The following is a 14,373-nucleotide window of genomic DNA, read 5'->3' as shown; positions in this document are numbered from 1 at the left end:
TTTCTGTCTATTAATCTTATCTGGTCCGCTGTCAGCCGCATCTGAGGTATGTCATCTTGCGTTAGCACTCAAGGCTTTGTATAACAGCTAGTCTTTTACTTATTATAAGAATTTAACTATGCCCAATATTCGTTATTCTGTGTTGGCGGTTGCCTTGTGTAGCTTGGCACTGACCAGCCCATTACAAGCAAAAAAGTCAGAACCACAAAGTTATCAAACCACCACCATTAGTGTGCCTAGCGTATATACCGCCGACCCAAGTATTAAGTTAACCCTAGAGCAAATTATGGCGGATCCCGATTGGCTGGGCCGTGAGCCCGAAAGTGCACACTGGAGCTATGACAGCCAGCAGGTATATTACCAACGTAAACAGCAGGGTAGTGAATTACGCGATTGGTTTGCTCGACCGCTAGCGGCTAACGATAATGGCAGCGCTGTTACATTGGCGCAGCAACATCAAGCCGGTAGCGCAAACGCGGTATACAATGCTGATCGCAGCTTGCAAGCTTATGCGTTTGAAGGTGATATTTATGTTCGAGATATGGCAAGTGGCAAGCTAACGCAATTAACCCGAGACAACGCCACACAATATGCGCCAGAGTTTTTACTTGATGGCCGCTTAACTTACCGTGAAGGTTGGAACTGGTATGCCGAAAATTTAACCAGCGGCCAACGTATTGAATTAGTGAACCTTAAAACAGAAGATCAACCTAAAGGTCCAACTAAGCCAAAAGGCTATTTAGCCCAAGAGCAGCATAAATTGATTGAGTTTGTCGCTTTGCAGCAAAAAAACGCGGAGCAACGTTTTGCGGCCAAACAGCAATTGCAGCAACAAAATAGTAACATTGCCGCGGCTGCGTTTTATCTGGGTAAGGGCATGCAGGTGGTTGGCGCTAGCCTGTCACCTAAAGCAGATTATATGCTGGTGTCGGTGCGTAAAGCGGGTAAACGCAACGAAAAAGACATCATGCCTAACTATATTACCAGCAACGGTGATATCGCCGCTGAAGCAGTGCGCGCTAGGGTAAACGATGTTACGCCAGAGCCACAGCGTATTATGTTATTAAGCCTGCTTGATGGCAGTAGTACCGAGCTAAGTTATACCAGCTTGCCTGGCTATAACGAAGATGTGCTCGCAGAAGTAAAGGCTGAAAACGCCAAAGCCAAAGGTGAAAAATATAAATCTGAGAAGGTGATCCGCGATATTGGTTTAATGGATGATTGGTATTGGAGCCAAGGAGCAATTCGTTGGCATGCATCAGGCCAGCAAGTGGCACTGATGTTAAAAGCACTAGATAACAAAGATCGCTGGATAGCGACAGTAGATATTAAAAACAAAACCTTAGTACCACAGCATCGGTTGCATGACACTGCATGGGTTAATTACTCATTTAATGATTTTGGCTGGTTAAATAACAGCGACAGCTTGTATTACTTATCCGAAGAAAGCGGTTATTCGCATTTATACGTTAAACCGCTAAAAGGTAAAGCGAAAAAACTAACCCAAGGCACCTTTGAAGTTAGCGAGCCAGTATTAACTAGCAATGATGCTTATATTTATTTTAAAGCTAATAAAACCCACCCAGGCAATTACGAGGTATATCGGGTTGCATCTACCGGTGGCGATGTTGAGCAGCTAACCAACCTAGGCGGCAGTACGAGTTTTACTTTGTCGCCAGATGAACAAAAGCTCTTACTGCAGTTCTCGACTAATTTATTACCGCCAGAATTATATGTTGCAGATGCTACGCCAAATGCAGCGGCCAAACGCCTTACCGACACGATGTCGGAACAGTTTAAAAAGTTGCCTTTAGTTGCGCCACAAGTGGTAGCCGTGCCATCAAGCCATGGTAAGCAGCCGGTGTTTTCTAAAGTGTATTTACCGGCAGATTATAAAGCAGGCGATAAGCGTCGGGCAGTTGTTTTTAACCACGGTGCGGGTTATTTACAAAACAGCGATTTAGGTTGGTCGGGATACTTTCGTGAGTTTTTATTCCATAACCTGTTGGTACAACAAGGTTATGTAGTATTGGATATGGACTATCGCGCCTCTGCGGGTTATGGCCGCGATTGGCGCACTGCAATTTACCGTAGAATGGGTACGCCAGAAATTGAAGATTTGGCCGATGGTGTTAACTGGTTAGTCGACAACGCCAATGTTGACCGCAAGCGCATTGGTACCTACGGTGGCTCATACGGTGGCTTTATGACCTTTATGGCACTGTTTACACAACCTGATTTATTTCAGGCCGGCGCGGCACTGCGTCCAGTGAGCGATTGGGCTTATTACAACCATGGTTACACGTCAAATATACTTAACTCACCGGCTATTGACCCTATTGCTTATGAGCGCAGTTCACCCATTTATTTTAGCCAAGGTTTAAAAAAGCCGCTGCTAATTAACGCGCCTATGGTTGATAACAACGTGTTTTTCCAAGATGTTGTACGTTTAGTGCAGCGCTTAATTGAACAAGAAAACAATAACTTTGAAACGGCAATTTATCCGGTTGAGGCACATGGCTTTCGCCAGCCAAGCAGCTGGTTAGATGAATATCGTCGGATTTATAAGTTGTTTGAACAAAACCTATAATCTCTGTAATTAGTATGAAATAAATAGTACTGAGCAAATAAAAACGTCTCCCAAGGGAGACGTTTTTATTACTAAACCAGTATAAGTAATTATTACTTTTTCAGTAAATCACGAATTTCTGTCAATAAAAGGATATCCGCAGGTGTTGCTGCTGGTGTGGGTTCAGGCTGTGCTTCTTCTTTTTTCTTTAACGAGTTCATCGCTTTAACACCAACAAAAACGGCAAAAGCAATAATGATAAAGTCGATGATAGTTTGCACAAACATACCATATTTAATCACTACTTCAGCTTGAGTTTCCGTAGCCTGCTGAATGATCACTGCAAGGTCGCGAAAGTTAACGCCACCAAGCAACACACCAATAGGTGGCATAATAACGTCACTAACAAAAGAAGAGACAATTTTACCAAAGGCCGCACCAATAATGATACCGACTGCCATATCCACTACGTTGCCACGCATGGCAAATGCTTTAAATTCCTGCAGCATACTCATATTTATATTCCTGTGTTATTTTTTATTGTTTGCTTGGCCAAGGCTCAATTTTCGCTTGGCAACCCTCGCACTATAGCTAGATACAGGTTTTTTGTCATTAATCGGTTTTGTTGTTTTTTTACGTTTAGTTACACAATGAGCGTACCCGCGGCCGTAACAAAATCGCTATCAGCATTAAAACTTAAGCGCTCACCATTGTAAGGTTGATTAAGCTGTAATGATGCGGCATGCAGCTGTAATCTGCTTGCCGCAGCCAGTGCTTCAGTATGGGCATAAAATGCATCGCCTAAAATAGGGTGGCCTAAATGTAACATATGTAGGCGTAACTGGTGCGAACGGCCGGTTACGGGCCTTAACTCGACCAATGCACGATCAGTTAATTGTTGTAGCACTGTATAATGGGTAACGGCTGTTTTGCCGGTTTGCAGGCAGACCTTTTGTTTGGGTAAATTCTCTGAGTCAGCAATTAGCGGTACATCAATGCTGCCACTGGTTTGGGCCAGAGTGCCCCAAACCATAGCTAAGTAGCGTTTACTGACACTACGGTTAGCAAACTGTAATTTTAACGCGGCTTCAGCTTTACGTCGCAGCGCGATCACCACCACGCCGGAGGTTGCCATATCTAATCGGTGTACTAACTGCGCTAGCGGGTATTGTTGTTGTACGCGGCTTAATAGGCAATCGGCTAAATGTGGACCACGACCGGGGTTAGTTAATAAGCCGCTAGGTTTATTTAACACAATTAGATCTTTGTCCTGATAGATCACCTCAAGCCAAGGTTCAGTTGGCGGCTGATAAATAAACAGATCGCTCATAGCATTATCGGTTAGAGATTAATGTGTCTAGCTTAGCTGAATTTACTCGGCAGACAACTGGGTTTTACGGCATAATAGCCAACGTTTTAATTGCTAAGAGCCCATTATGACTGATAGCGCTGAAAGTTTAGCCATACTGCCTGCCACTACCGAGCCTTATCAAATCGTTTATGAAGACGATGTGCTGTTGGTAGTAAATAAACCTGCCAAGTTATTAACGGTGCCGGGTCGACATCCAGAAAATCAAGATTGTCTTATTACTCGAGTACAGCGTGAGTTTATTTCGGCACAAGTAGTACATCGACTGGATTACGATACTTCTGGCTTAGTGCTGCTGCCACTAACCAAGCGTGTGTTATCTGATATTAGTAAACAGTTTCAAGCGCGTAGTGTGCAAAAACATTATGTGGCCGTGGTTGATGGCCGGCTGGCGCAAGCTAAAGGTGTAGTTGATTTACCTATTGGCGCAGATACAGAAAACCGGCCGCTATATAAAGTGTGTCATATAACAGGTAAGCCATCGGTTACCCGTTATCATCGCTTAAATTTTGCTAGTGAAACCCTACAAAGTCGAGTGCAGTTAGAGCCTGTAACTGGGCGCTCACACCAGTTACGTGTGCACATGTTAGCGCTGGGGCATGCGATACTTGGTGATACGCTGTATGCTACACCAGACATTGCGGCCAAAAGCCCGCGCCTAATGTTGCACGCCGAATATATCCGTTTTACTCATCCGTTAACGGGTGACGTACTGAGTTTTACTACGCCAGCACCGTTTTAATACGATAAAACACGCTACTAATAACACCCAGCGTAATACCACTAATAACGCCATACAAGTGTGCATCTACTGCAACATTGGCGTTAATTAGCTCGGCTAAATCGGTGTCTGGGCCAAAGCATTGCTCCATTATTACCTTAGCCACTAGCCCTATGAGTAATAGCCAGCCCGTGGTCATTTTTAGTTGTATGTCTTTTATTGCGCCTAACGCCAGCATGGCGTGTAACAGCCCCGATAAACCAACGTAAATCCGGATATCTGGCGAAAAATAATATAACGTTAAACCTATCGCTACGGCACAAAGTAACCATTGCCATGCTAACTGACGGTAGCTGAAATAAACCGCGTGCAGCGCCATGGCAAGCAATAAGCCTCCAATATTCATTACTAAATGCCAAGTATTGCTATGCAGCAGATGCCCCGTTATTAAGCGCCAATATTCGCCAGCAGTAATATCGGTGTAATTGTATTGCAGCATGTTTTGCCACTGCTCTGGTAGCCATGCCAATACCAGCATGATGGCGGCTAATAATAAATAAGGCAGGTAATGTTTTAGCGTAAAGTTAGTCAAACTGATGTCATCGTTATTAGATTATGCTGCCTATGCAAAACGATCTGAAGGTTTGGGTCAAGGAATATTACAAACTTCGTCAGTTTATGCGATAAAGCTGCTTATTAGTTGGCCTAGTAACCTTTGTTAATATTGATATTGGCGCTTGTTCTGGTTAGGGTATAGCTACCTTGTTGCGAGATGACAGCACTTACTATGTTTCTACCTTTTAATACCCTTCGCACAGCGCTATTTGGCATTAGTCTAACGCTATGCGCTTTTTCTACGTATTCAGCGTTAGCCCAGCAAGAAAGCCGAGAACCAGAGGCCGCTACCGGGCGTTATCAGCAACAACTGGTCACGAGTAAAAGCTATATGGTAACTGCTGCCCACCCCATGGCAACCGAAGCGGGTAGGGCGATACTGGCCAAAGGCGGCAGTGCAGTTGATGCAGCTATTGCTACTCAACTTATGCTGGGGTTAGTGGAACCGCAAAGTTCAGGTATCGGCGGTGGTGCCTTTATGCTGCACTGGCAAAATAAACAACAGCGTTTAACCTCGTTTGATGGTAGAGAAACGGCACCGGCGAGCGCCACCCCCTTATTGTTTACTGAAAACGGTAAATTAATGGACTGGCGTACAGCCTTTGTTGGCGGTAAATCTGTTGGTGTGCCAGGTGTGGTAGCTATGTTGTACGAAGCACATCAGCAATACGGCAAATTAAAATGGGCCGAGTTATTTACCGATACGATAGCCGCAGCAGAACATGGCTTTGCACTTTCTAATCGAACCGCGACGCAATTAGCTAAAGGCTGGAACCCTGGCGTAGCTGAATTTGATGAACCTAAACAGTATTTTTTCCCAAAAGGTAAAGCTCGGGTAGAAGGCGAAATAGTAAAAAACCCAGCTTATGCTGCAACATTAAAGGCAATAGCAAAAGAGGGGCCTGCGGCGTTTTATCAGGGTGAGCTGGCTAAAGCGATCAGCGAGCGCGTGCAAACAGCGCCCGTTAACCCAGGTAAGCTAAGTGTCGCTGATCTGGCAAATTATAAAGCCATTGAGCGTGACGCGATTTGTATGCCTTATCGGGTGTATAAAGTATGTGGTATGGCACCACCAAGCTCAGGCGGTGTTGCGGTATTACAAATTTTAGGTCTATTGCAGCAATTTGATATGGCAAAGTTGGCACCAGACAGTATCCAGGCAACACATCTGTTGGCACAGGCGGCAAAGCTGGCGTTTGCCGATCGAGATCGTTACGTTGCCGATCCCGCATATGTTGCTGTGCCTGTTGCTGGCATGTTAGCGCCAAATTATTTAGCTAGTCGAGCTACACTTATTGATCCGCATAAAAATGGCGCACTTGCTGTTGCAGGCGAACCTAAAGATGCACCGGCGCTTATTTCTGCTAGTTCACCAGAGCTACCTAATACCAGCCACTTTTCTATTGTTGATGCTGAAGGTAACGCCGTTAGCATGACGACGAGTATTGAAAACGTATTTGGTTCGGGCCTAATGGTTGGCGGCTTTCTACTCAATAATCAGCTGACCGATTTTAGTTTAAGCCCAGTACAAGATGGTTATTTAGTGGCTAATCGGGTTGAATCGGGTAAACGGCCGCGCTCGTCAATGGCACCGATGATGGTGTTTGACCAACATAACAAGTTAGTGCTGTTAATCGGCTCTCCTGGTGGTAGCCGAATTATTAACTATGTAGCGCAAAGCCTAGTTGCCATCTTAGATTGGAAACTAGATGTACAGCAGGCGCTTAATTTGCCGCATATGACGCACCGAAATGATTATTTAGCATTAGAGCAGGGCACCGTGCTAGAGCAGCAACAAGCGACGTTTGAAGCTATGGGTTATAAGGTGCAGCTTCAAGATCTCAACAGCGGTTTACATGTCATTATGCTAACGTCAGATAGTTTGCAAGGTGCCGCCGATCCGCGCCGTGAAGGCAGTGTTGCGGGCAAGTAATAGGGAGTTAGTATGACGGATATTTTTCAGTACCGATTTGACGGTGTCGTGCATATTCATTTAAATCGGCCAGAGAAAAAAAATGCACTTAGCCAGCAAATGTATCGCGAGCTGACTTTGGCACTACAGCAGGCGGCTACAGATGACAGTATTAACGTCGTGTTATTACAAGGTACTAAAGATTGTTTTAGCGCCGGAAATGATTTACACGATTTTTTGGGTGCTGGAGCGTTAAACGCTGAGCATCCAACGGTACAGTTTTTGTATGAGTTAGCACAGTTTCCAAAGCCAATAATTGCGGCAGTTGCCGGTTTAGCCATAGGCATAGGCACGACGGCATTACTGCACTGCGATCTGGTGTATGCCGCGGATAACGCGCGTTTTCAATTACCTTTCACCCAATTAGGCTTATGCCCAGAAGCGGGCTCTAGCGTGCTATTACCAAGTGTTGTCGGCTACCAAAGAGCGGCGCAATATCTATTGCTAGGCGAGAGTTTTACCGCCGCAGACGCATTGCAAATGGGCTTGGTAAATCAGGTTGTTGCGATGGATGCGCTAACTGAGCTGGCAGTACAAAAAGCCATTAAGCTTGCTGCATTACCTGCAGCTGCCGTGCAAACGAGTAAAGCTTTACTAAAACGCACAACGCAGCAAATAACGCTTGAAAGCATAACGGCAGAATTACAGCAGTTTCAACGTTTGCTAAATAGTGACGAAAGCCAACAGCGGATAGCTGCATTTTTTCAGCGCTAAAACAGGGTTTTAGCGCGCGCTGCTGCTATATTTATCAATCTGAACCGCGCTGACTACCCAGCGATTGTTTTGTTTAATCAGTTCAACGGTACGCAGCTCATCTATTTGCTTGCCGTCGTGTATTCCGGTTAGCAGTAGCGCAATTTTTGCGATATCTTCATACTGCTCACGTAGATTACCACCACTGCGGTTTACCCTTATATCAACGGTATCAAATGAGGCATTAACTAAGGTGCGTGATACTTGGCGCACGGTGCCATAAGACTGCATTAGCTCAGCGAATTCTTTGGTACTTAGCTTTTTAGCTTTATCTAAATCTCTTTCATTATATAAAGCGTTAAGAAATTCAGAGGCAATGTATTCTGGTGTGCCCCATTGCGCATTAACTTTAGGTTCGTCGCTACAGGCGGCTAATAATAATAGTAAGGGGAGTAAATAACGTAACTTCATCGGCTGGGTCCATTATTGTTATAAACACCAGTTTGGAGCTTTTTTTATTAACTGTAAAGTAAAAGGGCTACCTAAGTAGCCCTAAACGTTCAATAAACAGTTAACTAAGCGGTTAACTCTTGCTCACTAAACACGTCGGCGAACAGCGGGCTACTTAAATAACGTTCAGCCGCACTGGGTAGAATAATGACAATGTTTTTACCCGCATTTTCTGGTTTAGCCGCTAAGCGCTGCGCTGCGACCAATGCTGCACCTGAGGAAATACCGGCTAGAATGCCTTCTTCCTTCATTAAACGATGCGTCGCTGCAATGGCGTCGTCACTATTCACTAGCTCAACACTATCGACAATGCTTAAATCTAAGTTAGCTGGAATAAAGCCCGCACCAATACCTTGAATTTTATGCGGCCCTGGGGTTAGCGCTTCACCCGCTTTAGCCTGAGTAATAACCGGCGATTCAGTTGGCTCTACCGCAACACATTGTACATTTAAGTGCTTTTCGTGCTTAAAATAGCGGCTAACGCCAGTGATAGTGCCACCTGTGCCCACACCAGCAACAAAGATATCTACTTTACCGTCTAAATCATTAAAAATTTCTGGTCCGGTGGTATCAAAGTGAATTTGTGGGTTAGCGGGGTTATCAAACTGACCTAAAATAAGGTATTTGTTAGGGTTAGACGCTTGGATTTCTTTCGCTTTTTCGATGGCGCCTTTCATACCTTTAGCGCCTTCAGTTAATACTAAATTAGCACCTAGTGCTTTTAACAGTTTACGCCGCTCTAAGCTCATGGTCGCTGGCATAGTTAGAGTGAGTTTATACCCGCGACTGGCCGCCACAAATGCGAGGGCAATGCCTGTATTGCCAGAGGTGGGTTCGACAATTTCTTTGTCTTTGGTTAAGGTACCTTTTTTCTCGGCATCCCAGATTAAGGCTGCACCTAGGCGGCATTTAACGCTAAAACTGGGGTTGCGCGCTTCAATTTTTGCGTAGACATTGGCACCGCCTTCGATAGTCCGGTTTAATTTGACCAGAGGGGTGCGGCCGATAGACAATGAGTTGTCTGCATAGACGTTTGCCATAAAAAACTCCGTTTACGATAAATTGGTTATAAGAATACGCCTGTGCAGCAAAAAATGAAGTAGCGTTTTGCTATAAGATATTACGTTTTACCACCAGTAAGGAGAGTTATAGTGGCCTTTGAAAGCACCGCGCATTATATCGTGTCTGATGAGTTAGCCTTGGCCGTTAATGCGGCGGTTACGTTAGAGAAGCCCTTACTGATTAAAGGTGAGCCTGGTACTGGGAAAACTCGGTTAGCAGAAGAATTAGCCGCCAGTTTAAATACTGAGCTGATTCAATGGCATATTAAGTCTACTACTAAGGCACAACATGGCTTATACGAGTACGATGCGGTATCTCGGCTGCGTGATAGCCAATTAGGTAGTGAAAAAGTGCAGGATATTAATAACTATATCCGTCCGGGCAAATTATGGCAGGCATTTACCGCGCAAAAACGCCCCGTGTTATTAATAGATGAAATAGATAAAGCCGATATCGAGTTTCCTAACGACCTATTGCACGAACTAGATAGAATGGCGTTTTATGTGCATGAAACCGGCGAGCAAATAAGCGCAGCCCAGCGACCCATTGTTATTATTACCTCGAATAATGAAAAAGAGTTGCCGGATGCATTTTTACGTCGCTGTTTTTTTCACTATATCCGTTTTCCTGATGCCGACACCTTACGGGCAATAGTTGATGTACATTATCCAAATATTCAACAGCAGTTACTTAGCACGGCATTAGAGGTGTTTTTTGACCTACGCGAATTACCAGGCCTAAAGAAAAAACCATCTACGTCAGAATTATTAGATTGGTTAAAGTTATTATTGGCTGAAGATATTCCGGCTGAGGTATTAACTGACAAACAGCAAAAAGGCGGTTTAATGCCAATGTTTGGTGCCCTATTAAAAAATGAGCAAGATGTCGCGTTAGTTGAAAAGTTAGCTTTTATGGCCAAACGGCAAGTTAGATAAATAGGTTGCTTTAGCAGAGCCAAAGTTTACGGCTGCCCTCAATAGTTGGAACAGATAAATGCTGATTGACTTCTTTTTTACGCTAAGAAAATATGGCTTAAAAGCCAGTATTACTGAATTGCTCGATTTACTAAATGCGTTAAAGCAACAGGTGGTGTTTGCTGATACCAACGCGTTTTACCAATTATCGCGCTTATGTTTAGTAAAAGATGAAACCCAATACGATAAATTTGACCGTGCGTTTGCAGAGTATTTTTCCGGCGTTGCAACGGTCGATTTAGCCGCTGCGATCCCACCTGACTGGCTTATTCCTGATGTATTGCGTCAACTTAGCGCTGAGGAAAAAGCTAAGTTACACGCGCTGGGTGGTTTGGATAAACTGCTGGAAACCTTGCGTGAGCGCTTAGCAGAACAGCAAAAAAAGCACAGTGGTGGTAACAAGTGGATTGGCACCGGCGGTACATCACCCTTTGGTGCTTATGGTTTTAACCCAGAAGGTGTGCGTATTGGTCAGCAGGGCAGTGGCGCTAGGCGTGCCGTTAAAGTGTGGGATCAGCGTGAGTTTAAAGATCTCGACACCGACAGCGAACTCAATAATCGCAGTATTAAACTGGCACTAAAGCAGTTGCGCAAGTTTGCCCGCAGCGGTGCTGAAGTAGAGCTAGATTTACATGGCACTATTCAGGCAACATCTGAGCAAGCGGGATGGTTAGACCTACGCTTTGTGCGCGAGCGCCACAACGCGATTAAGCTGTTAGTGTTTTTTGATGTTGGCGGCTCGATGGACGACCATATTGAGCAATGTCAAAAGCTATTTTCGGCAGTAAAAAGTGAGTTTAAATATTTAGAGTTTTTTTATTTTCATAATTGCGTATATGAAGGGGTCTGGCGTAATAATAAACGTCGTTACACCGAGCAGGTGAAGGTAGATGATATTATTCATACCTATGGCGCTGACTATAAACTAATTTTTGTTGGTGACGCTACTATGGGGCCCTACGAGATTGAATACCCAGGCGGCAGTGTCGAGCACTTTAATCAACTGCCAGGTAAAGTATGGCTACAGCGCTTGTTAGCGCAATATTCTAAAGCCGTGTGGCTTAATCCTCAGCCGTTAGCGTGGTGGCCGCACTATCATTCAATTTCAATGATTGAAGGTATTGTCAGTAAGCGTATGTATCCGTTAACTTTACAGGGGTTAAACCTGGCAATAAAGGCATTGTTATAATGCTAAAAGTACTGATTGCAACCGATATTTTTGGCTATGGTGACGTATTACAATCTTTAATTGATTGCTTACAAAACGCAGGTGTAACCGTACAAACCGTTGATCCTTACCAAGGTCGCCTACAGCAGTTTGATACCGAGCTTAGCGCTTATCAGGCATTTATTGCCCAGACTGGCCATGACGGTTATACACAAGGTGTGACCCAAGCGTTAACACAGCAGCCCAATCTTGCTATAGGCTTTAGCGCGGGCGCATCCGCTTTATGGCGTGCAGTTGCAGATGTTAAACCTCTTAGTATTAAAAATTTAGTGTTGTTTTATCCTGGGCAACTACATTTGCATCAAGATAAATCGCCAAACATCGCTACAGAGCTGATATTTGGCGAACAAGAACATCATTTTAATGTCGATGACATGCTGCAACAGTTAAGCGCTAACACCACGATTAGCGCTAATAAAACGGTTTATCAGCATGGTTTTATGAATAGCGCGTCACCTGCATTTAATGACGTAGCGTACCAATACGGCTTACAACGTTTATTGCAGGTTATTACCCGTTTAAAGCAATAACCGTAAACTAATGCGATTTAGTGTTTTAATTTAGTTACTCAGCAATTGTCGCCCATAAATCGTATTCATCGGCTTCGGTAACTACAGCATTAATAATATCGCCCGGTTTTACCTTGGTTAAGCCGTTTAAATACACTGCACCGTCGATTTCTGGTGCATCAGCATGGCTGCGGCCAATGGCACCTTCATCGTCTACTTCGTCAATTAACACTTTAATGGTGCGGCCAATTTTAGCTTGTAACCGCGCAGTACTAATGGCTTGTTGCGTTTGCATAAAACGATGATAGCGTTCTTCCATTACTTCATCTGCTACCGGATCAGCTAATTCATTTGCTTTAGCGCCCACTACAGGGCTGTATTTAAAGCAGCCAACTCGGTCTAACTGGGCTTCTTGTAACCAGTCGAGTAGCATTTGAAAATCTTCTTCAGTTTCGCCAGGAAAGCCAACAATAAAGGTGGAACGAATGGTTAGCTCTGGGCAGATTTCACGCCATTTCTTAATCCGTTCTAATACGCGGTCCGCCTGACCTGGGCGTTTCATCAGTTTTAAAATACGCGGGCTGGCATGTTGAAACGGAATATCTAAATAAGGCAGTACTTTACCGGCTGCCATCAATGGAATAATGTCATCTACGTGCGGGTACGGATAAACATAGTGCAAACGCACCCAAATACCCATCTCACCCAAAGCTTCGCATAATGATTGCATTGAGGTTTTAACCGGAGAGCCATTCCAAAACCCGGTACGATGTTTTACATCAACACCATAGGCACTGGTGTCTTGAGAAATAATGAGTAACTCTTTTACGCCGGCATTTTTTAAACGCTGCGCTTCATCTAATACTTCACCTACTGGACGGCTGACTAAGTCACCGCGCATTGACGGAATAATGCAAAAGGTGCAGCGATGGTTACAGCCTTCAGAAATTTTTACATAGGCGTAGTGTTTGGGGGTTAATTTAATACCGTGATCGGGCACTAACATGGTAAAGGGGTCGTACTTAGGTTTAGGCACAAATTCGTGTACTTGCTTTAATACGTTCTCGTAAGAGTGCGGGCCAGTAATACCTAATACATTGGGGTGTACTTGGCGAATTTCATCTTCGCGTGCACCTAAACAACCGGTAACAATAACCTTGCCGTTTTCGGCTAAGGCTTCGCCAATAGTTTCCAACGACTCTTGTACTGCGCTGTCAATAAAGCCACAGGTGTTAACAATAACTAAGGCCGCGTCGTCGTATGTCGGCACGATATTGTAGCCTTCGCTTTTTAATTGCGTAAGAATGCGCTCTGAATCGACTAAGTTTTTCGGGCAGCCAAGGCTAACGAAGCCAATGGTATTACCTTTACTTGAACTGGCTAAAGCCTGTGCCGTAAGGCTTTTAACTGGCGTGTCCAAGGTGGTGGTTTGTGTCGGATCAAAGGTCTGTACTGTCATAGTGTCTCTTGAAGTTGGCTGCGCCGAAAAAAGTCGGCGGATTATACCTCAAAGCAGCGCAAGAAACAGGTGTGAATGGTTAAATACTAAGCACAAAATACGTTAAAACAAAATGCCGAGCAGATACTCGGCATTTTTTTGACCAATTAATAATTGGCGAAAGGTTAAGATTTATAAGGCATAACGCCCAGATAATCTCGTTTACCAATATCTACGCCATTGTGGCGTAAGATGGCGTAGGCAGCATTGACGTGAAAATACAGATTCGGGATTATGTGCTGAATTAAAGCGTCAGATCCAGTCAGGTATTTACCTTCCCAGCGCGGCTGCGTTACGTGCTGCGTTGCGGCTTGGTTAAAATCAGCTTCGCTAAAGGTGGCTAAGTAAGCCACGGTGTCGGCAATACGCTGCTGCAATTGCTCTAATGTCGTTTCGTCATCAGCGTGCTTAGGTGCTGAGTCTGTTTTGCCGGTTAAACGTGCTACACCTAACTTCGCGGTGTCACAGGCAATTTGCACCTGACGGATTAAATTAAACTGATCCGGTGCTAAACGTGAATTGAGTAAAACAGCAACGTCAATTTTTTTGCTTTGGGCAAAGGCTTCACCCTTGTTGAGGATAGCCGTTAAATTTTGTAGCATTTTGCTAAATTGCACTACTGTCATATCATAAAACATAGATTAACCCTTCTG

Annotated in this window: 14 protein-coding genes; 7 read left to right on the top strand and 7 right to left on the bottom strand. The window is 44.4% G+C overall.

What is annotated here, in order from left to right; translation table 11 throughout:
• Window positions 1–118: 118 nt before the first annotated feature.
• Complete coding sequence (locus MN199_RS06840; protein ID WP_335738862.1) at window positions 119–2,590, top strand: S9 family peptidase; 2,472 nt, start codon at window positions 119–121, stop codon at window positions 2,588–2,590.
• A 92-nt stretch (window positions 2,591–2,682) separates the two neighbouring features.
• Here the strand turns inward: MN199_RS06840 and mscL are convergent, their stop codons facing one another.
• Both mscL and MN199_RS06830 read right to left on the bottom strand, forming a co-directional pair.
• On the bottom strand, window positions 2,683–3,084 hold the full coding sequence (mscL, locus tag MN199_RS06835) for a large-conductance mechanosensitive channel protein MscL (RefSeq protein WP_132583730.1): 402 nt from the start codon (window positions 3,082–3,084) through the stop codon (window positions 2,683–2,685).
• Between the two features lie 128 nt (window positions 3,085–3,212).
• Window positions 3,213–3,899 (bottom strand): RluA family pseudouridine synthase, encoded by a 687-nt coding sequence (locus MN199_RS06830; protein ID WP_335738861.1) that lies wholly within the window; start codon window positions 3,897–3,899, stop codon window positions 3,213–3,215.
• Window positions 3,900–4,005: 106 nt separating this feature from the next.
• On the opposite strand from MN199_RS06830, the gene MN199_RS06825 reads away from it, so the two are divergent.
• Window positions 4,006–4,680, top strand: coding sequence for an RluA family pseudouridine synthase (locus MN199_RS06825; protein ID WP_132583726.1), 675 nt, complete (start codon window positions 4,006–4,008; stop codon window positions 4,678–4,680).
• Here the strand turns inward: MN199_RS06825 and rrtA are convergent.
• On the bottom strand, window positions 4,661–5,251 hold the full coding sequence (rrtA, locus tag MN199_RS06820) for a rhombosortase (protein ID WP_335738860.1): 591 nt from the start codon (window positions 5,249–5,251) through the stop codon (window positions 4,661–4,663). The two genes, MN199_RS06825 and rrtA, sit on opposite strands and share 20 nt — an antisense overlap.
• Before the next feature lie 195 nt (window positions 5,252–5,446).
• On the opposite strand from rrtA, the gene ggt reads away from it, so the two are divergent.
• Both ggt and MN199_RS06810 read left to right on the top strand, forming a co-directional pair.
• The gene (gene ggt / locus MN199_RS06815) at window positions 5,447–7,207 is read left to right on the top strand and encodes a gamma-glutamyltransferase (RefSeq protein WP_335738859.1); all 1,761 of its coding nucleotides are present in this window, start codon (window positions 5,447–5,449) and stop codon (window positions 7,205–7,207) included.
• 12 nt (window positions 7,208–7,219) lie between these two features.
• The gene (locus tag MN199_RS06810) at window positions 7,220–7,960 is read left to right on the top strand and encodes an enoyl-CoA hydratase (protein ID WP_132583722.1); all 741 of its coding nucleotides are present in this window, start codon (window positions 7,220–7,222) and stop codon (window positions 7,958–7,960) included.
• A gap of 9 nt (window positions 7,961–7,969) precedes the next feature.
• Here MN199_RS06810 and MN199_RS06805 read toward each other — a convergent pair whose 3' ends face one another.
• Together MN199_RS06805 and cysK are read right to left on the bottom strand one after the other, a co-directional pair.
• On the bottom strand, window positions 7,970–8,410 hold the full coding sequence (locus MN199_RS06805) for a hypothetical protein (RefSeq protein WP_132583720.1): 441 nt from the start codon (window positions 8,408–8,410) through the stop codon (window positions 7,970–7,972).
• A 104-nt stretch (window positions 8,411–8,514) separates the two neighbouring features.
• On the bottom strand, window positions 8,515–9,489 hold the full coding sequence (gene cysK / locus MN199_RS06800) for a cysteine synthase A (RefSeq protein ID WP_132583718.1): 975 nt from the start codon (window positions 9,487–9,489) through the stop codon (window positions 8,515–8,517).
• 111 nt (window positions 9,490–9,600) lie between these two features.
• Between cysK and MN199_RS06795 the strand changes: the two genes are divergently transcribed.
• Genes MN199_RS06795 through MN199_RS06785 form a run of 3 tightly spaced genes read left to right on the top strand, consistent with a single transcriptional unit; the run spans window position 9,601 to window position 12,243 of the window.
• Window positions 9,601–10,446 carry an AAA family ATPase gene (locus MN199_RS06795; protein WP_132583716.1) on the top strand — a complete coding sequence of 282 codons (846 nt, stop codon included), beginning with the start codon at window positions 9,601–9,603 and terminating at the stop codon, window positions 10,444–10,446.
• 58 nt (window positions 10,447–10,504) lie between these two features.
• On the top strand, window positions 10,505–11,674 hold the full coding sequence (locus MN199_RS06790) for a vWA domain-containing protein (protein WP_132583714.1): 1,170 nt from the start codon (window positions 10,505–10,507) through the stop codon (window positions 11,672–11,674).
• Entirely contained in the window at window positions 11,674–12,243 is a 570-nt protein-coding gene (locus tag MN199_RS06785) for a dienelactone hydrolase family protein (protein WP_132583712.1), read from the top strand. Before MN199_RS06790 ends, MN199_RS06785 begins: the two co-directional genes overlap by 1 nt.
• 34 nt (window positions 12,244–12,277) lie before the next feature.
• Here the strand turns inward: MN199_RS06785 and rimO are convergent, their stop codons facing one another.
• The gene (gene rimO, locus MN199_RS06780) at window positions 12,278–13,681 is read right to left on the bottom strand and encodes a 30S ribosomal protein S12 methylthiotransferase RimO (protein WP_132583710.1); all 1,404 of its coding nucleotides are present in this window, start codon (window positions 13,679–13,681) and stop codon (window positions 12,278–12,280) included.
• Between the two features lie 164 nt (window positions 13,682–13,845).
• A complete protein-coding gene (locus MN199_RS06775; protein ID WP_132583708.1) occupies window positions 13,846–14,358 on the bottom strand; it encodes a DUF1993 domain-containing protein in 513 nt (170 codons plus the stop codon).
• Window positions 14,359–14,373: the final 15 nt, after the last annotated feature.

Source organism: Rheinheimera metallidurans, from assembly GCF_036983985.1.
GTDB classification, from domain to species: domain Bacteria; phylum Pseudomonadota; class Gammaproteobacteria; order Enterobacterales; family Alteromonadaceae; genus Alishewanella; species Alishewanella metallidurans.
Note: the sequence above shows the minus strand (reverse complement) of the source record. Positions and strands in the feature narration are given on the sequence as shown.